The organism is Saccharopolyspora sp. 7B (genome assembly GCF_020177435.1).
Classification (GTDB): Bacteria; Actinomycetota; Actinomycetes; order Mycobacteriales; family Pseudonocardiaceae; genus Saccharopolyspora_C; species Saccharopolyspora_C gregorii.
Genome location: NZ_JAIUKC010000057.1, coordinates 1 through 18,327, shown reverse-complemented (window position 1 = coordinate 18,327; position 18,327 = coordinate 1). Strand labels below are relative to the sequence as shown.

18 protein-coding genes, 1 tRNA gene and 1 other RNA gene are annotated in these 18,327 nt (G+C 72.7%); 11 read left to right on the top strand and 9 right to left on the bottom strand.

Going from position 1 to position 18,327, the window contains the following annotated elements; translation table 11 throughout:
- Nucleotides 1-216: 216 nt before the first annotated feature.
- The gene (locus tag LCD33_RS10820; RefSeq protein ID WP_224957199.1) at nucleotides 217-1,962 is read left to right on the top strand and encodes an endonuclease/exonuclease/phosphatase family protein; all 1,746 of its coding nucleotides are present in this window, start codon (nucleotides 217-219) and stop codon (nucleotides 1,960-1,962) included.
- Between the two features lie 201 nt (nucleotides 1,963-2,163).
- Here the strand turns inward: LCD33_RS10820 and LCD33_RS10815 are convergent, their stop codons facing one another.
- Complete coding sequence (locus LCD33_RS10815; protein ID WP_224957127.1) at nucleotides 2,164-2,784, bottom strand: TetR/AcrR family transcriptional regulator; 621 nt, start codon at nucleotides 2,782-2,784, stop codon at nucleotides 2,164-2,166.
- A gap of 101 nt (nucleotides 2,785-2,885) precedes the next feature.
- Here LCD33_RS10815 and LCD33_RS10810 point away from each other — a divergent pair, with 101 nt between their 5' ends.
- Entirely contained in the window at nucleotides 2,886-3,935 is a 1,050-nt protein-coding gene (locus LCD33_RS10810) for a hypothetical protein (protein WP_224957126.1), read from the top strand.
- Nucleotides 3,936-4,227: 292 nt separating this feature from the next.
- Here the strand turns inward: LCD33_RS10810 and LCD33_RS10805 are convergent.
- From LCD33_RS10805 to LCD33_RS10780, 6 genes are all read right to left on the bottom strand, one after another.
- Nucleotides 4,228-4,316 (bottom strand) — tRNA-Ser (locus tag LCD33_RS10805).
- Nucleotides 4,317-4,477: 161 nt separating this feature from the next.
- On the bottom strand, nucleotides 4,478-5,413 hold the full coding sequence (locus LCD33_RS10800; RefSeq protein WP_224957124.1) for an alpha/beta hydrolase: 936 nt from the start codon (nucleotides 5,411-5,413) through the stop codon (nucleotides 4,478-4,480).
- Between the two features lie 80 nt (nucleotides 5,414-5,493).
- Nucleotides 5,494-5,877, bottom strand: a complete 384-nt coding sequence (locus tag LCD33_RS10795; protein WP_224957123.1) for a VOC family protein — start codon at nucleotides 5,875-5,877, stop codon at nucleotides 5,494-5,496.
- A gap of 57 nt (nucleotides 5,878-5,934) precedes the next feature.
- On the bottom strand, nucleotides 5,935-6,144 hold the full coding sequence (locus LCD33_RS10790) for a DUF397 domain-containing protein (RefSeq protein ID WP_224977788.1): 210 nt from the start codon (nucleotides 6,142-6,144) through the stop codon (nucleotides 5,935-5,937).
- 61 nt (nucleotides 6,145-6,205) lie between these two features.
- Nucleotides 6,206-6,412, bottom strand: a complete 207-nt coding sequence (locus LCD33_RS10785) for a DUF397 domain-containing protein (protein ID WP_224977787.1) — start codon at nucleotides 6,410-6,412, stop codon at nucleotides 6,206-6,208.
- A gap of 7 nt (nucleotides 6,413-6,419) precedes the next feature.
- Nucleotides 6,420-7,265: a helix-turn-helix transcriptional regulator gene (locus LCD33_RS10780; RefSeq protein ID WP_224967318.1), complete on the bottom strand. Its 846-nt coding sequence runs from the start codon at nucleotides 7,263-7,265 to the stop codon at nucleotides 6,420-6,422.
- Between the two features lie 151 nt (nucleotides 7,266-7,416).
- On the opposite strand from LCD33_RS10780, the gene LCD33_RS10775 reads away from it, so the two are divergent.
- Together LCD33_RS10775 and LCD33_RS10770 are read left to right on the top strand one after the other, a co-directional pair.
- Entirely contained in the window at nucleotides 7,417-7,776 is a 360-nt protein-coding gene (locus LCD33_RS10775) for a hypothetical protein (RefSeq protein ID WP_224977786.1), read from the top strand.
- Nucleotides 7,773-8,045 carry a hypothetical protein gene (locus tag LCD33_RS10770; protein ID WP_224977785.1) on the top strand — a complete coding sequence of 91 codons (273 nt, stop codon included), beginning with the start codon at nucleotides 7,773-7,775 and terminating at the stop codon, nucleotides 8,043-8,045. Before LCD33_RS10775 ends, LCD33_RS10770 begins: the two co-directional genes overlap by 4 nt.
- A gap of 274 nt (nucleotides 8,046-8,319) precedes the next feature.
- Here LCD33_RS10770 and LCD33_RS10765 read toward each other — a convergent pair whose 3' ends face one another.
- Nucleotides 8,320-8,979 carry a superoxide dismutase family protein gene (locus tag LCD33_RS10765; RefSeq protein WP_224957115.1) on the bottom strand — a complete coding sequence of 220 codons (660 nt, stop codon included), beginning with the start codon at nucleotides 8,977-8,979 and terminating at the stop codon, nucleotides 8,320-8,322.
- A gap of 117 nt (nucleotides 8,980-9,096) precedes the next feature.
- On the opposite strand from LCD33_RS10765, the gene ffs reads away from it, so the two are divergent.
- Both ffs and LCD33_RS10755 read left to right on the top strand, forming a co-directional pair.
- An RNA gene (gene ffs, locus LCD33_RS10760) (signal recognition particle sRNA small type) lies at nucleotides 9,097-9,193 on the top strand.
- Nucleotides 9,194-9,262: 69 nt separating this feature from the next.
- The gene (locus LCD33_RS10755; protein WP_224977784.1) at nucleotides 9,263-11,521 is read left to right on the top strand and encodes a DNA polymerase III subunit gamma and tau; all 2,259 of its coding nucleotides are present in this window, start codon (nucleotides 9,263-9,265) and stop codon (nucleotides 11,519-11,521) included.
- Between the two features lie 64 nt (nucleotides 11,522-11,585).
- Here the strand turns inward: LCD33_RS10755 and LCD33_RS10750 are convergent, their stop codons facing one another.
- Nucleotides 11,586-13,400, bottom strand: coding sequence for a S9 family peptidase (locus LCD33_RS10750; RefSeq protein ID WP_224957113.1), 1,815 nt, complete (start codon nucleotides 13,398-13,400; stop codon nucleotides 11,586-11,588).
- 260 nt (nucleotides 13,401-13,660) lie between these two features.
- Here LCD33_RS10750 and LCD33_RS10745 point away from each other — a divergent pair, with 260 nt between their 5' ends.
- The 5 genes from LCD33_RS10745 to LCD33_RS10725 all read left to right on the top strand — a co-directional run bounded on the left by LCD33_RS10745 (nucleotide 13,661) and on the right by LCD33_RS10725 (nucleotide 18,223).
- Nucleotides 13,661-14,401, top strand: a complete 741-nt coding sequence (locus LCD33_RS10745; RefSeq protein WP_224957111.1) for a thaumatin family protein — start codon at nucleotides 13,661-13,663, stop codon at nucleotides 14,399-14,401.
- Between the two features lie 208 nt (nucleotides 14,402-14,609).
- Nucleotides 14,610-14,936, top strand: a complete 327-nt coding sequence (locus LCD33_RS10740) for a YbaB/EbfC family nucleoid-associated protein (RefSeq protein ID WP_224957125.1) — start codon at nucleotides 14,610-14,612, stop codon at nucleotides 14,934-14,936.
- Between the two features lie 13 nt (nucleotides 14,937-14,949).
- On the top strand, nucleotides 14,950-15,546 hold the full coding sequence (gene recR, locus LCD33_RS10735) for a recombination mediator RecR (RefSeq protein WP_224957109.1): 597 nt from the start codon (nucleotides 14,950-14,952) through the stop codon (nucleotides 15,544-15,546).
- A 49-nt stretch (nucleotides 15,547-15,595) separates the two neighbouring features.
- Complete coding sequence (locus LCD33_RS10730; protein WP_224957107.1) at nucleotides 15,596-16,180, top strand: uridine kinase; 585 nt, start codon at nucleotides 15,596-15,598, stop codon at nucleotides 16,178-16,180.
- Nucleotides 16,181-16,537: 357 nt separating this feature from the next.
- Nucleotides 16,538-18,223 (top strand): ABC transporter substrate-binding protein, encoded by a 1,686-nt coding sequence (locus LCD33_RS10725; protein WP_224957106.1) that lies wholly within the window; start codon nucleotides 16,538-16,540, stop codon nucleotides 18,221-18,223.
- The last annotated feature ends 104 nt before the right edge of the window (nucleotides 18,224-18,327 follow it).

The window sequence follows — 18,327 nt, the reverse complement described above, 5'->3', positions numbered from 1 at the left end:
GGTGGTCGGCGGCTCAGCGGCTTCGCCGCTGACGGGAAACGGCGCGAGGTCCGCGGTCTCGATCGACGAGGTTTCGCCCGGCGTACGGGTGAAATCGGTTCGGGCGTCACCTGCGCGCGGTAGCGTCGGGCGCCGCTGTGATCGTTCGAGCGCTGGGGGTTCGGAGTGGGATCGTCGAAGGTGCTGGCCGGGGCGCTGGCCGCGTGCGGGGTGCTGATGGTGTTGCCGGGTTCGGCGGCGGCAGCCGAGGTGCGCATCCACGACGTGCAGGGCGCGGGCCGCGTCTCGCCTCTGCTGGGGCAGCGGGTGAGCGGTGTGCCGGGCGTGGTCACCGGCGTCCGGACCGAGGGCACCGCACCGGGTTTCTGGTTCCAGGACCCGGAACCTGACGGCGATCCGCGCACCAGCGAAGGCCTGTTCGTCTACACCCCGGACGCGCCGCCGCGGGTCGCGGTGGGCGACGTGGTGGCGGTGTCCGGCACGGTCGCCGAGTACTACGCGGTCGGCGACGGCGAGCAGCCGGAGACCACGCCGAACCAGTCGGTGACCGAGCTGTCCGGCGCCACCTGGGAGATCACCGGCGCGGCACCGGTCCCGGCGGCGGAGCCGATCGCCCCGGAATCGGTACCGGCGGCGTACGCCCCGGACGGCGAGCTGGACGCGCTGCCGCTCGACCCGGCCCGGTTCGCGCTGGACTACTACGAGTCCCGCGAGCACATGAACGTCTCCGTCGCCGACGCGCGCGTGGTGGGCCCGACCGACTCGTACGGCGCGCTGACCGTCACCTCGAAGCCCGCGCAGCAGGCCGGCGAGCGCGGCACCACCACCTACACCGGCTACGACGAGCCGAACTCGGGCCGGTTGAAGGTGGAGCCGGTGGGCCTGCCGGTCCCGGCGGCGAACGTCGGCGACGAGCTGACCGGGCGCACCGAGGGGCCGCTGGACTACAGCCGGTTCGGCGGCTACCTGCTGGCGGCGACGGCGCTCGGCGAGCACCGGCCGGTGGGCGTCGAACCGGAGGTCACCCGCGCGCAGGATCCGGACGAACTGGCCGTCGCCACCTACAACGTGGAGAACCTGGCGGGCACCGACGAGCAGTCGAAGCTCGACCGGCTGGCCCGCGGCGTCGCGGTGAACCTGGCGGCCCCGGACGTGATCGCCCTCGAAGAGGTGCAGGACGACACCGGCGCCACCGACGACGGGGTGGTCGCCGCCGACGGCACGCTGCGCCGCCTGGTGGACGCCATCGCCGCCGCGGGCGGCCCGCGCTACGAGTGGCGGCAGATCGACCCGGTGGACGGCGCCGACGGCGGGCAGCCGGGCGGCAACATCCGGGTGGCGTTCCTGTTCGACCCGGCCCGGGTGTCCTTCGTGGACCGTCCCGGCGGGGACGCGGTCACGCCGGTCCGCGCGGTGCCCGCGGGGGACCGCGCCGAGCTGAGCGCCTCCCCGGGCCGCATCGCGCCCGCCGACCCGGCATGGGAGGCGAGCCGGAAGCCGCTGGTCGGCGAGTTCTCGTTCCGCGGCGAGCAGGTGTTCGTCGTCACGAACCACTTCACCTCGAAGGGCGGCGACCAGCCGATGCACGGCCGGTTCCAGCCGCCCGCGCGGGAGTCGGAGCGGCAGCGGGTCGAGCAGGCCCGGCTGGTGCGCGGTCTCGTCGCGGACCTCACGGCGATCGACCCGGGCGCGAAGGTCGTCGTCACCGGCGACCTCAACGACTTCGGCTTCTCCCCGGCGGTGTCCGCGCTGACCGAGGGCGGGCTGCTGAGCTCCGCCGCCGACGCGCTGCCGCCGGTCGAGCGGTACAGCTACGTGTACGAGGGCAACGCCCAGGCGCTCGACCACGTGCTCACCACCCCGGGCGTCGGGCGGGTGGACTACGACGTGGTGCACGTGAACGCCGAGTTCGCCGACCAGACCAGCGACCACGACCCCCAACTCGCACGCCTTCGGCCTTGATGGCCTTCCCGGTCCCGTTGCTCGGGAGTGGGGTGGCGGAACCTCAGCGTGATTCTCGCTGCGGGATCTTTTTCCCAAGTGGCTCCGCCACGAGGGAAAAAGCTGTCCTCGCGAGAATCCCGCTGAGAACCCGCGGGTGGTCCGGTTGGTCAGGTGGTTTCTGCTCATCGGCTTCGCCGCTGACAGGAAGGACGATCTTGGTCAGGGGTGCTCGGCTGCGTCGAGGGCTGGGGTGAGGGGGGCCAGGGCTGCGCGGAGCTGGTCGGGTAGTGGGCCGGTGGGGACGACCAGGCCGTCGGCGCTCCCGGCCGGCTGGAGCCAGGTCTCCAGGGCGATGCGGACCGCCGCGGCGACGCTCGCCGCGAGCACTCGGGCGGCGGTCGCCTCGGTGCCGGGCGCGCGGTCGGCGATGGCCGCCGCGAGCGGCCCTTCGATGCCGGCGGTGGTGTCGAGGAACGCGTCGCGCAGCGCGGGCCGGGTGGTGATCAGCAGCAGCGCCTCGGGGTCGTGCTCGCCGGTGCCGGTGAGCTGCTCGACCACCGCGTCGGTGACGGCGTCGGCCAGGTGCACCTCGGCGGGCCGGGCCGCGACCGCGGCGGCGATCCGCGACTCCCGGTCCGCGGTCACGGCGGAGACGATCGCCTGCTCGCGGCTGGCGAAGTAGTTGTTGTAGGTGCGCGGCGAGACCCCGGCCGCCTCGGCGATGTCCTCGACCCGCACCTGGTCCGGCCCGCGCTCGACCGCCAGGCGCAGCGCCGCCGCGCGCAGTGCTTCGCGCGTGGCCTGCTTCTTCCGCTCCCGCAACCCCGGTGCCGTCGTCACGGCGCCAGCGTCCCACGGCCAGGTGCGTGCACGCAAACTTGCGTGCGCGCACTTTTGCTGTCACGCTCGTCCGCCGGAAGACCGACGGAGGGGATCGCGCCATGCGAGCAAGGGGAATGACCTACGACACCGGGTTCGTCGTGCACGGCCGGACGTCCCGCGAGCACTTCGACCCCGCGGTGGTCCGGCGCGAGCTCGCCATCATCCGCGACGACCTGCACTGCAACGCCGTCCAGATCATCGGCGGCGACCCGCGGCGCATCGAGCTGGCCGCCGGTGCCGCCGCCGACCTCGGCCTGGAGGTCTGGTTCTCGCCCTACCCGCTCGAACTGGAACCGGAGCAGATCCTCGCGCTGTTCCGCGACTGCGCCGTGCGGGCGGAACGGCTCCGGCGGCGAGGAGCCGAGGTCGTGTTCGTCGCGGGGGTCGAGCTGAGCGTGATGAACCGCGGGTTCCTGCCCGGCGACACCCCCGAGGAGCGGGTCGAGCAGCTGGTGGGCCGGCCTGAGCAGCGGGCCGCGGCGCTGCGCGAGCTCGGCGGGCGCGTCAACGCGTTCCTGCGCGACGCCGCGGCCGCGGTCCGCGAGTACTTCGGGGGCGGGCTCACCTACGCCGCCATCCAGTTCGAGCAGGTCGACTGGGCCCCCTTCGACTTCGCGACGTTCGAGCTGATCCGCTCCGCCGAGGTCGCCGACGGGTTCCGCGAAGCGGTGCGCGAGCTGGCCCGCGGTCCGAAGCCGCTCGCCATCACCGGGTTCGGGACCGCGGCCTACCGGGGCGCGGGAGACCGCGGGGGACGGGTGCTGGAGGTGGTCGAGCACGATCCGCGGACCCGGGTTCCGGTGCGGTTGACCGGTTCCTACGAGCGCGACGAGGCCGGTCAGGCCGCCTACCTGGACGAGCTGCTGGAGATCTTCGAAGCGGAGGGCGTGGACGGCGCGTTCGTGTTCCTGTTCGCCCTGCCCGGCTACCCGCACCGCCCGGACGGCGACCCGAGGGACGACTTGGACCGGGCCGGCCTGGGGATCGTCAAGATCCTCGAAGGGCGGCGGGGGACGACCTATCCCGACCTGGAGTGGGAACCGAAGGCCGCCTTCTCGGCGGTGGCGCGGCGGTACCGGGCCGCCGCGGCGGGGGCCGCAACCGCGTGATCATCGCGAATCGGGCCGGAGATCGTCGCACCGGTCGGGCCGAGAACTTCCGGTAGGCACTTCTGGGTGTCACTCAAGGTGAGTACGCTGTGGGCACTGGGTGACGAAGGGGGGAGTCATGGGACAACCGCAGCGGGACGCGTCCAAGGGTGAAGTGCAGGAGCTGGGCGACTCCGCCTAGCAGCCCGGCGGAGCGGTTCGAGTCCTCGCGGGGCGATCGGCCCCGACGGGGTTCTCCGGGAACCCGGGAAAGCAGAAGGCCGGGCACCTGATCGGTGCCCGGCCTTCCGGCTGGCGGAGGATACGGGATTCGAACCCGTGAGGGCTATTAACCCAACACGATTTCCAATCGTGCGCCTTAGGCCGCTCGGCCAATCCTCCACGCGGAAGTGTACGGGAGGACGATGATCACTCCGCGCCGGGGTCCCCTCCGCGCCGACCGGTCCGGCACCCCCGAATGGCCCAGGTGAACGGCCTGCCGGACCGGCGGATCGGGCGAACGGGCGGTTCACCCGAGCGGCGCGGCCGGTGCGCTGCGGCGATCAGAGGGCGCGGAGGACCCGGGCGCGGTCCTGGCGGACGCGCCGCGCCACGTCGGAATCCGGGACGGCGCTCTCGAACGCGTGCGGGCAGCCCGGCCGGACGTGCAGCTCGACCGGGACTCCGGCCAACGACAGCCTGCGCGCGTATTCGACGTCCTCGTCCCGGAAGATGTCCAGGTCCCCGACCTCCACGTACGCCGGGGGAAGCCCCCGCAGGTCGGTGGCGCGGGCGGGTGCCGCGGTCGCCGGCACGTCCGGGCCGCCCGCGAGCTCGCCGAGCAGCGCGCCCCACCCGGTGGCGTTCCGCTCGTAGGACCAGGTCGCCAGCGCCACCAGCTCCGGATCGGGTTCGGTGGTGCGGTCGTCGAGCATCGGGTAGATCAGGATCTGCCGGGCGAGTCGCGTGCCGCGCTCCCGCGCCAGCAGCGCGGCCCCGGCGGCGAGGCCACCGCCCGCGCTCTCACCCATGATCGCGATGCGCGCCGGGTCCACGCCGAGCTCGGCGGCGTGCTCGTGCAGCCAGGCGAGGCTGGTCCAGGCGTCTTCGACGGGCGCGGGGTGCGGATGTTCCGGCGCGCACCGGTAGTCCACGACCAGCACCGGCACCCCGGTGGCCGCGACGAGCCCGGCCGCGTTCGGCAGGCACGGCCGCGCGTCGCCGAAGACCATGCCGCCGCCGTGCAGCCACACCACCGCCGAGCCGGGGCGCTCGTCGCCCGCGGTGAGCCACCAGAGCCCGATCTCCGCGCCGTCGAAGCCGATCGCGGTGCGTTCGGTGCTGCGGACCCCGGCCGGGAGTTCGGTGGGCGCGGCGGCCAGCGCGGTCTCGATGCTGCGCCGGATGGCGAGCGCGTCCCCGGGCGCCTCGGGGGCGGGGCGGCTCGCGAAGTACGCGTCCAGCAGCGGTTTCAGCTCGGGGTCCACTTCGAGCGGCATGGTTCCTCCGTCCGTCGGCTGGGTTGGACCCTAGCCACGGATCACCGGGGTGCGGTCGGATTCCGCTCGCAGCGCACCGATCAGCCGCCGGGATGCATCAGCTCCCACACGTGCCCGTCGGGGTCGCGGAAGCTGCCGCCGTACATCGGCCCCATCTCGGAGCTCGGCTTCCACGCCTCGCCACCGGCCGCGATGGCCTTCGCGACGAGGGCGTCGACCTCCTCGCGGGTGTCGACGGTGATGCAGTTGAGGACTTCGGTGTCGGCCGGGTCGGCGAGGTCGCCGTTGATGAAGTCCCGGAACCGGTCGTGCTCCAGCAGCATCGCGAAGATGTTCCGCTCCAGCACGAGGCAGGCGGTCCTCTCGTCGGAGTACTCGTCGTCGAACTCGAACCCGAGCTCGGTGAAGAACGCCCGCGACTTCCGGACGTCCTCGACCGGCAGGTTCACGAAGATCATGCGCATGGTCGGCTCCTCGGGTCGGTGTGCTCGTCCCGTTGAGCGCGTTGACCACCCGCCCCGTTACCGCCCGAACCGCCCGCCCTTGACGGCACCGAGGAAGTCGTCGAACGCGCCGTGCCCGAACGTGAGGATCGGGCTAGCGGCCCCGAGCTTGGAATCCCGGATACCGGTACCTGCGGCGACGGTGGCGACTTCGACGCAGATGCCGCCGTTTCCGGTGCTGTAGCTGGATTTCCGCCAGGTGCCCGGTGCGAGGTCATGTGTCGGCATGTCGATGTTCATGCCCGTGTGTACCGGAGTTCGAGCTGTGCGGCCTAGCCCCGGACGGGGGTCATCCGAACCGCTCGTCCTTGATCGCGGCGAGGAAGTCGTCGAACGCGCCGTGCCCGAACGCGAGGACCGGGCCCGCAGCACCGAGCTTGGAATCCCGGATACCGGTACCTGCGGCGACGGTGGCGACTTCGACGCAGTTGTGGTTTCCACTGCTGTAGAGGGACTTTCGCCACGCAACTGACGATCCGAAGTCACTGGCCTGCATGCTGCTCCTAGCGAAGATCCCGTATCCGGTCGTCCAGTCGGCGTGCTGACTCACGGCGGTTAAGTGCGACTTCCCTCAACTTGTCGAACGCCTGCACGTACACGGACGTGTGAGCAGGTTTCTCCAGATAATCGGCGTCCGTCAAGCCCTCGACGTAGACGTAGGTCGCGTGCGGATCATCCAAGTGCAGGATTGTGAACGGAGTTCCGAGGGCTGCGTGCTCTCCGGTGGAGTAAGGCAGAACCTGAATCTCGACGTGGTCGAGGTCGGCGAGCTCTCTGAGGCGTTCCAGCTGGGCGCGGAGAGTTTCTCGGCCGCCGACCTCGTAGTTGAGCGACCCCTCGCCGAGGATCGTGGTGATAGGGCGACCGTCGTCCTGCACGATTCTGGTCCCGCGCTGAAAGCGCTCGTCTGCTCGCCGATGCGCGGTGGACTCCGCGGTGACCAGTGATGTCGCGAGCAACGCTCGGGCGTAGTCGGTGGTCTGCATGAAGCCGGGGATCAGGTCACCGTTGTGCACCTTGATCTCCGACGCGAGCGCTTCCATGCCCGCGTAAGTCCTGGCCCAGTCCGGGATGCGGCTCGGCCGGTCCCGCTTCCTCGCTTCGGAGGCGAGTGCGCGGATCTTGTCGGCTTCCGGGCCGTCCGGGACCCCGCAGAGCCCGAGGATCACGTTGATCTCGGCGGCGGCCACGGTGAGCTCGCCCTTCTCGACCCGCGTCAGCTTGCCCGGGTACCAGTCCAGTTCCTTCGCGACCGCACCGGATTGCACGCCGCTGCGGTCGCGGAGCTCTCGGAGGAGCAACCCGAGCTGCACACGTCGAATGGCCGGGTTCTGCTGCGTCGCCACCATCGTTCCTTCTCGTCGAAGCGTCCTCGGGCATGGTGCCTTGTCCAGCCGCCTCGCCTCCGCAAGATCACTCTTCCTAGGCATAAGAACCTTCAATTGCAGGTTGTAGTTTTCATGAAATTCCGAGGTTGATCGATTCACGAGGAGGTGGCCGATGAACGTCATGGAGGCTCGGTTCGGCTCGCACCTGGGGGTGATCGCGGCGACCGTGCGCGCCGGGTTCCGGTTCCGGTACCTGCCGTCGCTCGCGGAGATCGACGCCGTGCAGGGCTTCCGGGTCCGCGCGGGTGCGATGGACGTCTACCTGGTCCGCGCCGAGCAGGACGCGTTGGCCGCCCGCTTCCGGGTGGACGACCTCGAAAACCCGGTGCCGCACGCGATCTGGCACCGGCGGGGGAGCGTCGCCGACGTCGTCGCCGAACTGCTCGCCCTGCCCGCGCACGGCGCCCCCGGTGCGCCGAAGGCCCCGCTGCGCTGCCGCGAAGTCGGCTGGATCTTCGGCCTGCGGTCGTGAGGCCGAAGTCGTTCCTGCCGATGACCTGGTGCTACGAACCGGTGGGCGGTGGCCACACGTTCCGCTGGGGACGCGGATCCGGGGTGATCACGGTGCACCGCGGGGACGTGCGCGGCTCGCACGGTGACGAGGCGCTGGTGGACACCGTGCGGGTAGGCCGCGACTGGGTCGACGACCGCGACCTGCGCGTCGAGGCGCGGCGGTGGCTCCGCGCCGAGCAGCAGCGGCTGCGCAGAGCCGCTGCGCAGCCGACTGAGCAGGACCGCTGAGCAGAGTGACTGAGCAGAACCGCTGAGCAGGACCGATGGGAACGGCCGCCGAGTGGGGCTGCCGAGCGGGCCACCGAGCAGGCGCGAGCGGAACAACTGAGCAGAACAGCCGAGCAGGACCGATGGGAACGGCCGCCGACAACGGCCGCTGAAAAGCGAAGAGCCGCCCCCTCGCGGGAGCGGCCGATGAGCAGGCCCGGCGTGACCTACCCCGACAGCGCCGGGCCGTCCGGGCCGGTCGGTGCGAGGCCCCCGCACCGACCGGTCTCCGGCCTCAGGACTGGATGTTCAGGCAGGCGGCACGGCCACCCGCGGTGCCGGCCTGGCCCGCGCCGGTGTTCGTGTTCGACTCCTCGTGCACCACGATCGACTTCGGGGCGCGCTCGCCGGTGATCCCGAACGGGACCGTCGCCGTGGAGCTGCCCGCGCCCTGCGCGTCCGTCTGCAGGTCCAGCCAGATCTCGTTCTGCGGGTTCGCGTACGCCGGGTCCGAGGACGGGTTGCCCGGTCCGGCCGCCGGATCCTGCTGGTTCTGGAAGTGCGGACCCGCCGCGTCGCCCGTCGGCCCGCACGCGTTCACGTGCGCGTGCGCCGCGTACCCGCGGTTCGGCTGCAGGCCCGTGACGGTGAAGGTCACCACCGTGGACTGCTCGGAGCCGTCGACGGTGGCCTTCACCTGCGCGCCCGCCGGGGCCAGTTGCGGGTTGTAGGTGAACGCGCCGCCCTGGCCGCCGGGCTGCGCCAGCGTGCCCTCGAACGTCTGCCCGCCACCACCGCTCTGCTGCTCCTGCACCGCCGGAGGCGGCGGCGTGCCCGGACCGGGCGGCTGGGTGGACGGTTCACCAGGGGGCGTGCACGCGGTCAGCGCGAGAGCCGCGACCGCACTGCCGAGCACGAGCGCCCGGCGACCGGCAAAAGAGATCCGCAGAGACATGCAGCAGATCATGCCCGAAACGGCCGAATCAGGCGACGACCGGCCCAGGTGGCGCGGCTCGCACCGAACGGGGCCCGGAGGGGGTTCGAAGCCCGCCGAGGTACGCGCTAGACTCTTGGTGGGACTCCGTGCGGCGTCCATCCTGTGAACTCCCCCAGGGCCGGAAGGCAGCAAGGGTAAGCGGGCTCTGGCGGGTGCACGGGGTCCCGCTTACTTTTCCCCGGCCGCCCGCACCCCCACGTCCCGATCCGGGGCGTCGGTGCCACCGCGTAGGGTTCCGACCGTGGCGCTCGCCCTCTACCGCAAGTACCGTCCGGCGACCTTCGCTGAGGTCGTCGGCCAAGAGCACGTCACCGAACCGCTGCGCACCGCGCTGTCGGCGCAGCGCATCAACCACGCGTACCTGTTCTCCGGGCCGCGCGGCTGCGGCAAGACGTCCAGCGCGCGCATCCTCGCCCGCTCGCTGAACTGCGCGCAGGGGCCGACGCCGGACCCGTGCGGGGGATGCGACTCGTGCGTGGCGCTCGCCCCGGAGGGCTCCGGCAGCGTCGACGTCGTCGAGCTCGACGCGGCCAGCCACGGTGGCGTCGACGACACCCGCGAACTCCGCGACCGGGCCTTCTTCGCGCCCGCCCAATCGCGGTACCGCATCTTCATCATCGACGAAGCGCACATGGTGACCACGCAGGGCTTCAACGCCCTGCTGAAGATCGTCGAAGAGCCGCCCGAGCACCTCATCTTCGTGTTCGCCACCACCGAACCGGACAAGGTGCTCACCACCATCCGGTCCCGGACGCACCACTACCCGTTCCGGCTGATGCCGCCCGGGGTGATGCGCGAACTGCTCGAACGCATCTGCGGCGACGAAGGCGTGCGGGTCGAACCGGCCGTGTACCCGCTGGTGATCCGCGCGGGCGGCGGCTCGGCGCGCGACACGCTCAGCGTGCTCGACCAGCTGCTCGCCGGGGCCGGGGACGAGGGCGTCACCTACGAGCGGGCGGTGGCGCTGCTCGGCGTCACCGACGTGGCGCTCATCGACGACATGGTGGACGCGCTCGCCGCCGGGGACGGCGCCTCGGTGTACGGCACGGTCGACAAGCTCGTCGAAGCCGGGCACGATCCGCGCCGCTTCGCCGCCGACCTCCTCGACCGGCTCCGCGACCTGGTGCTGCTGCACGCGGTGCCCGACGCGGGCGGCCGCGGGCTCATCGACGCGGCGGGTGACGAGCTCACCAAGATGCAGACGCAGAGCGAACAGCTCGGCGCCGCCACGCTGTCCCGGTTCGCCGAGATCGTGCACACCGGGCTGCAGGACATGCGCGGGGCCACCGCGCCGCGGCTGCTGCTGGAACTGCTGTGCGCCCGGATGATGCTCCCGGCCGCGTCCGAGTCGGAGGGCGCGCTGCTGCAGCGCGTCGAGCAGGTCGAGCGGCGGATGACGCTGGCGCCGCCCGCGGCTGCCGACGGTTCCACCGCTCCCGCCGCGGCCACCGGCCCGGCCGCAGCCGCTCCCGCCGGGGACGCGTCCGCCGGCAAGCGGGTGTTCCAGCGGCCCAGCGACCGGCAGACCGCGGCCGAACCGCAGGCCCCGGCTCCGCAGGCCCCGGCGCCGCAAGCCCCGGCTCCGCAGGCGGCAGCGCCGGCCGCGCCGGAAGCGGAACCGGCGCCGCGGCCCGAGTCCCGGCAGCCCGAACCGCAGCAGTCCGAACCCCAGCAGGCGGCGCCGCAGCAGCCCGAACCCCAGCAGGCGCCGCAGCAGCCCGAACCCCAGCAGGGCCGCCCGGCCGCCGCTCCGGCTCCGCAGCCCGCGCAGTCCGAACCGTCCGAACCCGCGGTCGCCGACCCGGGCGCCGCGCACTCCGCGGGCTTCGGCGCCGCCGACGTGCGCCGGGTGTGGACCGACCTGCTGCGCGCCGTCGCCCAGCGCAACCGGCCCACCCAGGCGCTGCTGCTTAACGCGACGGTGCACGACTACGCCGACGGCACGCTGGTGCTGACCATGCCCACCTCCGGGCTGGTGAAGCAGTTCGCGCAGCAGCGGCGCATCGACTTCGTGCGCGAGGCGATGGCCGAGGTGCTCGGCGCGGGGACCGACTACGACGTGCGCTGCGTGGAAGCCGGTGCCGCCCCGCCGCCGCAGCGTCCCGCCGGGGCCGCGAAGCCCGCGCCCCAGCAGCCCGCGCAGCCCGCCGCGCCCCCGACCTACAGCAGGCCCAGCGCGGCGCAGCACCAGGAGCAGCGCCCACCGGAATCCGGCAACGGCCAGCGCCGTCCCGCCCCGGCCCGCCGCGGTGCGCCGTCCGGCCGGGGTCGCTCGGACGACATCCCGCCGCCCCCGGAGCCGCCGCCGGAGGACGAACCGCCGCCGGAGGACGCGTACCCGCCGCCCGCGGCGCCGCCGCCGGACGAGGAGGACGAGGAGTCGATGATCGCGGACTCCTCCCCGGCGTCCGCCGCCGAAGCGATGCCGCGCCGCGACCGGGAGGACGAGGCCGTGCAGCTGTTCACCGCCGAACTGGGCGCCCGCAAGATCGACGAGTGACGTCCCCAGGTGAACGGCCCCCCAGCCCGGCCGCAACGGGCGAGTGGGCCGTTCACCCGGCGCGTCAGATCAGGTGGCGGGTGAGGAACGCCAGCGCCCTCGGGTAGGCGTCGAGGCGGTTGGAGCGCTTCGCCAAGCCGTGGCCCTCGTCGTCGAACACGAGCAGTTCGCACTCGACGCCACCGCGGCGGACCGCCGTCGCCAGCTGCTCGGCCTCGGACAGCGGCACCCGCGGGTCGTTCGCCCCGTGGATCACGAACAGCGGCGCCGAGATCGCGTCCACGTGCGTCAGCGGCGAGGCCTCCCGCAGGAACTCGGCATCCGCGGCCAGCGAGCCGTACTCGCGTTCGCGGTGCGCCCGCCGGTACGGCGAGGTGTTCTCCAGGAACGTCACCAGCGAGGAGATGCCGACGATGTCCACCCCGGCGGCCCACCGCTCCGGCTGGAACGCCAACCCGGCCAGCACCATGTACCCGCCGTACGAGCCGCCCCACAGCGCCGACCGCGCCGGGTCCAGCCCGAGGCTCGGCAGCCAGTCGTGCAGCGCCGCGAGGTCCCGCACCGAATCGAGCCGCTTGCGCCCGTCGTCGGCGCTGTACCAGCGCTTCCCGTAGCCGGTGGAGCCGCGCACGTTCGGCACCAGCACGGTGTGCCCCTGCGCGGCGAGCGCTTGCACGATCGGGTTGAAGGTGCGCACCGACTGGCCTTCCGGCCCGCCGTGGATGATCAGCACCGAGGAGCCGGTGGGGTCCTCGGGCCGGTACGCGAAGCACGGCACCTGCTCGCCGTCGGGCGTGGGAACCCGGTGCACCGACGGTGTGACCAGGCGTTCCCCGGCGAGCGCGGCCGCCGAGCCGGTCATCGCCAGCGGCGGGTCGTCCTGCTCGACGTCGAGGACCAGCACGTCGCCGGGCACGTCGGGGGCGCTGAAGGACAGCGCGACCAGCCGCGAATCGGGGGACCACACGGGGGAGGGCAGCGGGAACGCGCACCAGCCTTCGCCGGGCAGCGGGACCTCGCGCCGCAACCGCCCGGTCCGCGCGTCGTGCAGCGCCAGCCGGCCCGCGCCGTCGTCGTTCGCCTGCACCAGCAGCGAGTTCCCGTCCGGCGCCAGCCAGCCGAGCAGGTCGTGCTCCTCGGAGGTCACCAGCCAGGTGCGGTCGCCGGTGCGCGGGTCGATGCGGGCCACGCCGACGCGGTCCCGGTCGGCGTTGCTGCTCACGACCAGCCCGGAGTCGTCGGGCAGCCAGCGGACGTGCGTGTTGCGGGTGTGCTCGCCGGGTCCGGTGAGCACGCGGAGGCGCCCGCCGTCGGTGGTGGGCATCGTGTCCACCAGCAGCACCTGGTCGGACATCGGCCGCTCGCCGGGCAGCGTCAGCGCCAGGTAGTGGCTGTCCGGGGACGCGGCGGCCTCCTGCACCATGCCGCCGCCGTCGTAGACGACGATCTCCTCGCCGGTGAGCGCGCTGCGGATGACCACGTCGAAGTCGACGCCGTTGCGCCGGTTCGTGGCGTACACGAGCCGCCCGGGCAGCACGTCCAGCAGCCGGTGCACGTAGCGCGGGTCCCGCACCAGCGGCTGCAGGTCGTCGAGCTCGGCGGGCCGGGTGCGGCGGCGGTCCAGGCGCATCAGGGACAGCTGGCCGCGCTCGTTGCCGCCGGTGTCGTGCTGGATGATCGCCGCGCGCTCGCCGGGCAGGTACCGGCCGGTGACCGCGCCGGACAGGGCGGTCAGCGCGGTCGCGCCGCCGTTGGGGGAGAGCTCCACGAGCTGGGTGGAGCCCGACTCGTCGGACCCGGCGAGCACCCGTCCCGCCTCGTCCACGTCGAACGCCCGCCAGCTCGCCAGTTCCAGCAACCGCACCATGTCCACCGCCATGCGCTCACCTTGTCACGCGCGGCGCCCCCGGGGACCTGCCGGGAGGAGGTGATCAACACCTTGATCGTTGCGGCCGGTGGGCGACGCGGGTTGGGCCGTCCGCCTGGTCGCGACCGGCCGCCCGGCGGAGTCGAGTGCTACCGCCGCAGGGGTGAAACCGGGCCACCGGACCCTGGGAAATTCGCCGCAGCGGCAGGACGGCCTCGGCGTCTTACGATGATCGGCGACCGCTCAGCCGCCGCGTTGCTGGAAGAGGACCCATGCGGACATCAGCGTGCCTGCTCACCGGCCTGCTCCTGCTCACCGGGGCCGCTTCGGCCACGGCGCAGGAGACCCCGGACCACACCGTCACCTTCGTCAACGATTCCGGCGAGCAGCTGTGGATCGGCAGCACCACCAACCCGGACGGCTCGGAGCAGCTCACCGGCCTGCCGGTGCTGGCGGACGGCGAGTCCGCGACGATCACCGTCCCCGAGTCCGGCGAAGCGGGGCACTGGCGCGGCAAGTTCTTCGCCCGCCAGGGCTGCTCCGGCGAACCGGGTGCCGACTTCCACTGCGCCATCGGCGACTGCGGCCCGGAGGCGGACACCTGCACCACCGGTGAGGAACCGGCCGGGCTGGCGGAGTTCAACTTCGACCCCGCCGACCCGGACGCGCCCTGGTACAACGTCAGCTACGTCAACGCGGTGTCGCTGCCGATCACCATCGAACCGGACGACGCCGACCCGCCGCCGGATTCCAACCAGTGCGAGCAGGTCGGCTGCGCGGAACCGCTGCTGCCGTACTGCCCGCCGGAGAACCTCACCGGCGGCGAGGACGGGCAACCGCAGCTGTGCACGAACCCGAGCCGCGACGAGAAGACGCCCTACAGCGACGCCCTCAACGAGCACTGCCCGCGCGCGTACGGGTGGTCGAAGCAGGACCAGGAACCGGGCAACGACGTCATGCGCAACTGCCCGTCCTGCGGCGGCCTCACCGTCACCTTCCACCGGCCGAGCTGACCCGCGGGCCGACACGGCGGGTGGTCGCGGCCGGGGCGGCTCCGGCACGACTACCCTGGGCGGAGTGCCCGTTCGGGCACGTGCCCACGCTGGGTTCGGGCCGGTGAGCCGGAACGCCGGGCGCGATCGACAGCGCCACGCGACGAACCCCAGCGGCGACCGCGAACAGCTCTGGAGGACCACGGTGCAACCGGGTGGCCAGCCGAACATGCAGCAGATCATGGAACAGGCGCAGCAGATGCAGCAGCAGCTGATGAGCGCGCAGCAGGAACTCGCCGACGCGGAAGCGACCGGCAGCGCGGGCGGCGGGCTGGTGACGGCGGTCGTCAGCGGCACCGGCGAGCTCAAGGCCGTGACCATCGACCCGAAGGCCGCCGACCCCGAGGACACCGAGACGCTCTCGGACCTGGTGGTGGCCGCGGTGCGCGACGCGAACCGGGCCGCGCAGGAGCTCCAGGCCGAGAAGATGGGCCCGGTGACCGGCGCGCTGGGCGGTGGCCAGGGACTGGGCGGGCTCGGCCTGCCCGGCATGTGACGGAGCGTCCACGGTGTACGAAGGTCCGGTCCAGGACTTGATCGACGAGCTGGGCAGGCTGCCCGGCATCGGTCCGAAGAGCGCCCAGCGCCTCGCCTTCCACTTGCTCGCGGCGGAACCGGCGGACGTGACCCGGTTGCAGGAGGTGCTGCAGAAGGTCAAGGAAGGCGTGATGTTCTGCGAGATCTGCGGCAACGTCTCCGAGCAGGAGAAGTGCCGGATCTGCCAGGACGCCCGCCGCGACACCGCGCTGGTGTGCGTGGTCGAGGAGCCCAAGGACGTCCTCGCGGTGGAGCGCACCCGCGAGTTCAAGGGCCGCTACCACGTGCTCGGCGGTGCGCTGGACCCGTTGTCGGGCATCGGTCCGGACCAGCTCCGGGTGCGCCAGCTGCTGACCCGCATCGGGACCGACGAGATCACCGAGGTGATCATCGCGACGGACCCGAACACCGAGGGGGAGGCGACGGCGACGTACCTGGTGCGGATGCTGCGGGACTTCCCCGGGCTGAACGTGACGCGGCTGGCCTCGGGCCTGCCGATGGGCGGTGACCTGGAGTTCGCGGACGAGCTGACGTTGGGGCGCGCCCTGTCGGGCCGCCGCGCGATGTGAACCGGGTGGCGGGGCGCGGGGCGTCCCGCCACCGGGTCGAGGTGCCGCGGTGAACGAGTTCGAGCGGGCCGCCGACGCGGCGGTCGCGCACCTGCTGGCGGCCCCGGCGCGGCTGGGCCCGGTGCGGGTGCTGGCGGTGGACGGCCCGTCGGGGGCGGGCAAGTCCACGTTCGCCGACCTGCTGCTGTCCCGGCTGGGCGGGGTCGACGCCCGCCTGGTCCGCACCGATGACTTCGCCACCTGGGACGAGCCGGTCGAGTGGTGGCCCCGGTTGCGCGCGGGCGTGCTGGAGCCGCTGGCCGCGGGCCGGCCGGGCGGGTACCGCCGCACCGAGTGGCCGGGCGGGCTCCCGGTGCTGGGCGCGCACGTGCCGGTTCCGGTGCCGGAAGTCCTGGTGCTGGAAGGGGTTTCCGCCGCGCGCGCGGACCTCGCGCCACGATTGTCCACTGTGGTCTGGGTGGAGCCGGTGGGGCCGGCCGCGCGCCTGGAACGGGCGGTGGCGCGGGACGGGGAGGGCGCGCGCGGCGAGCTGCGCCGCTGGCAGCGCTTCGAGCGGGACTGGTTCGCCGCCGACGGCACCCGCGCCCGCGCCGACGTCCGGATCGGCCCCGCCGCGACCGGCGCACCCGGCTGATCCGCTCGGCGGGAATCGCGCTCGCCCGGCCTCGGACAACGGGCTGGGCGAACTGGGAATCGCTGCTGCGGGATCGTGCCGGAATCGACGGTGAACGGTGCACCGGATTGAGCCGTCCGGGTCAATTCCGCGGCGGGAAAACCGCGTCCGCGCGGGAATGAGAACTGATCTGACGGGGCGAACGTGCAGGTCGGAGCGGGTGCTGCGCATTCCCGGAATGCTCGGCGATCGTTGGGAAAATTCGCGAGCGCGGATTCGTCGAGGTAGCGAGATCGTAACCTGACCTACTCCAATGGGGGCGCCGCGCGGGCTAGTGTTCTCCGCAATGTGAGACCTGAGACACATCGAGGTGCTGTGATGAGAGCTCCGTCGAGGCCGCACCCGTCCGGCATCCGGCGCCGGGCCGCGATCGCGGGAATCGCCTGCGCGCTCGTGGCAGCAGCGGCAGGATGTGCCGAGTCCCAACGCGGCGAGGGCGGTGGTGAGGGCGGCAGCCTCACCTTCGGCGCCGCGGGGGCTCCCGACCTGTTCGACCCGTTCTACGCCTCCGACGGCGAGACGTTCCGCGTCACCCGCCAGATCATGGAAGGGCTCGTCGGTTTCAAGGCGGGCACCGCCGACGTCGAACCGGAGCTCGCCGAGAGCTGGGAGCACACCGCCGACGGCAAGGCCTGGACCTTCCACCTCCGGCAGGGCGTGAAGTTCCACGACGGCACCGACTTCGACGGCAGCGCGGTCTGCGCGAACTTCGAGCGCTGGTACCACCAGACCGGCGCCGGGCAGAACAACGCGCTGTCCTACTACTGGATCGAGAACTTCGGCGGCTTCGCCGACGGCGCGCAGCCCTCGCTGTACGCGTCCTGCGAGAGCCCGGACCCGGCGACCGCGACCGTGCACCTCACCCGCGCCACCTCGAAGTTCCCCGACCTGCTCGGCCTGCCCGCGTTCAGCATGCAGTCGCCCGCGGCGATGGAGCGGTACCGGGCGAACGACGTGCGCGCCGTGGGCGACAGCTTCACCTACCCCGAGTACGCGCAGTCGCACCCGACGGGCACCGGACCGTTCCGGTTCGTCTCCTACGACCAGGGCAACGCCGCGATCCGGTTGGAGCGCAACGACGAGTACTGGGGCGAGAAGGCGAAGCTGCACGACCTCACGTTCCGGATCATCCCGGACGAGACCACCCGCAAGCAGGAGCTCGAATCCGGCGGCATCGACGGCTACGACCTGCCGAACGCCGCCGACCTGAAGGCGTTGCGGGACGCGGGGAACCAGGTCGAGATCCGCGACCCGTTCAACATCATGTACCTGGGGATCACGCAGAAGAACAACCCGAAGCTGCGCGACCTGCGGGTGCGCCAGGCGCTGGCGCACGCGGTGGACCGGGAGAACCTGGTCCGGGCGAACCTGCCGGAAGGCGCCGAGGTCGCCACCCAGTTCTACCCGGACACCGTCGATGGCTGGGCGCCCGACGTGCGGCAGTACCCGCACGACCCGGACCGCGCCCGGCAGCTGCTCGCCGAAGCGGGCGCCGCCGACCTCACCCTGACCTTCTACTGGCCCGCCGAGGTGACCCGGCCCTACATGCCGGACCCGCAGGGCATCTACAACGCGCTCGCCGAAGACCTCCGCGAGGTCGGCATCACGGTGAACGCGGTGAGCAAGCCGTGGAACGGCGGCTACATCGACGACGTGGACAACGCCCGCGCCGACGTCTTCCTGCTCGGCTGGACCGGGGACTACAACACGCCGGACAACTTCATCGGCACGTTCTTCGGCACGCCCACGAGCCGCTTCTACACCGCGGGATCCCCGTGGGGCGAGCCGCTGGCCGCCGAACTCCGGGCCGCCGACGGCGAACCGGACGAGGCGAAGCGCAACGGCCGGTACCAGGAGATCAACCGCAAGCTGCTGGCCGAGTACCTGCCCGCCGTGCCGCTGTCGCACTCGCCGCCCGCGATCGTGGTCGGCGAGAACGTGCACGGGCTCGTCCCGTCCCCGCTGACCGCGGAGGAGTTCGCCGGGGTGACCGTCACCGGCTGATCCCCGGGGGCGCCCCCCCCCCCCCCGCGGCCCCCCCCGCCCCCGCCCCGCGCCCGGAGGCACACCCCCGCCGGGGGCCCCCCCCCCGCGCCGCCCGCGCGCGC

Excerpts from the sequence above, each read along its gene's own strand:
- LCD33_RS10820 (WP_224957199.1), top strand. The coding sequence starts at position 217 with ATGGTGTTGCCGGGTTCGGCGGCGGCAGCCGAGGTGCGCATCCACGAC.
- LCD33_RS10810 (WP_224957126.1), top strand. The coding sequence starts at position 2,886 with ATGCGAGCAAGGGGAATGACCTACGACACCGGGTTCGTCGTGCACGGC.
- LCD33_RS10800 (WP_224957124.1), bottom strand. The coding sequence starts at position 5,413 with ATGCCGCTCGAAGTGGACCCCGAGCTGAAACCGCTGCTGGACGCGTAC.
- LCD33_RS10795 (WP_224957123.1), bottom strand. The coding sequence starts at position 5,877 with ATGCGCATGATCTTCGTGAACCTGCCGGTCGAGGACGTCCGGAAGTCG.
- LCD33_RS10790 (WP_224977788.1), bottom strand. The coding sequence starts at position 6,144 with ATGCCGACACATGACCTCGCACCGGGCACCTGGCGGAAATCCAGCTAC.
- LCD33_RS10785 (WP_224977787.1), bottom strand. The coding sequence starts at position 6,412 with ATGCAGGCCAGTGACTTCGGATCGTCAGTTGCGTGGCGAAAGTCCCTC.
- LCD33_RS10780 (WP_224967318.1), bottom strand. The coding sequence starts at position 7,265 with ATGGTGGCGACGCAGCAGAACCCGGCCATTCGACGTGTGCAGCTCGGG.
- LCD33_RS10775 (WP_224977786.1), top strand. The coding sequence starts at position 7,417 with ATGAACGTCATGGAGGCTCGGTTCGGCTCGCACCTGGGGGTGATCGCG.
- LCD33_RS10765 (WP_224957115.1), bottom strand. The coding sequence starts at position 8,979 with ATGTCTCTGCGGATCTCTTTTGCCGGTCGCCGGGCGCTCGTGCTCGGC.
- LCD33_RS10750 (WP_224957113.1), bottom strand. The coding sequence starts at position 13,400 with ATGGCGGTGGACATGGTGCGGTTGCTGGAACTGGCGAGCTGGCGGGCG.
- LCD33_RS10745 (WP_224957111.1), top strand. The coding sequence starts at position 13,661 with ATGCGGACATCAGCGTGCCTGCTCACCGGCCTGCTCCTGCTCACCGGG.
- LCD33_RS10740 (WP_224957125.1), top strand. The coding sequence starts at position 14,610 with ATGCAGCAGATCATGGAACAGGCGCAGCAGATGCAGCAGCAGCTGATG.
- LCD33_RS10725 (WP_224957106.1), top strand. The coding sequence starts at position 16,538 with ATGAGAGCTCCGTCGAGGCCGCACCCGTCCGGCATCCGGCGCCGGGCC.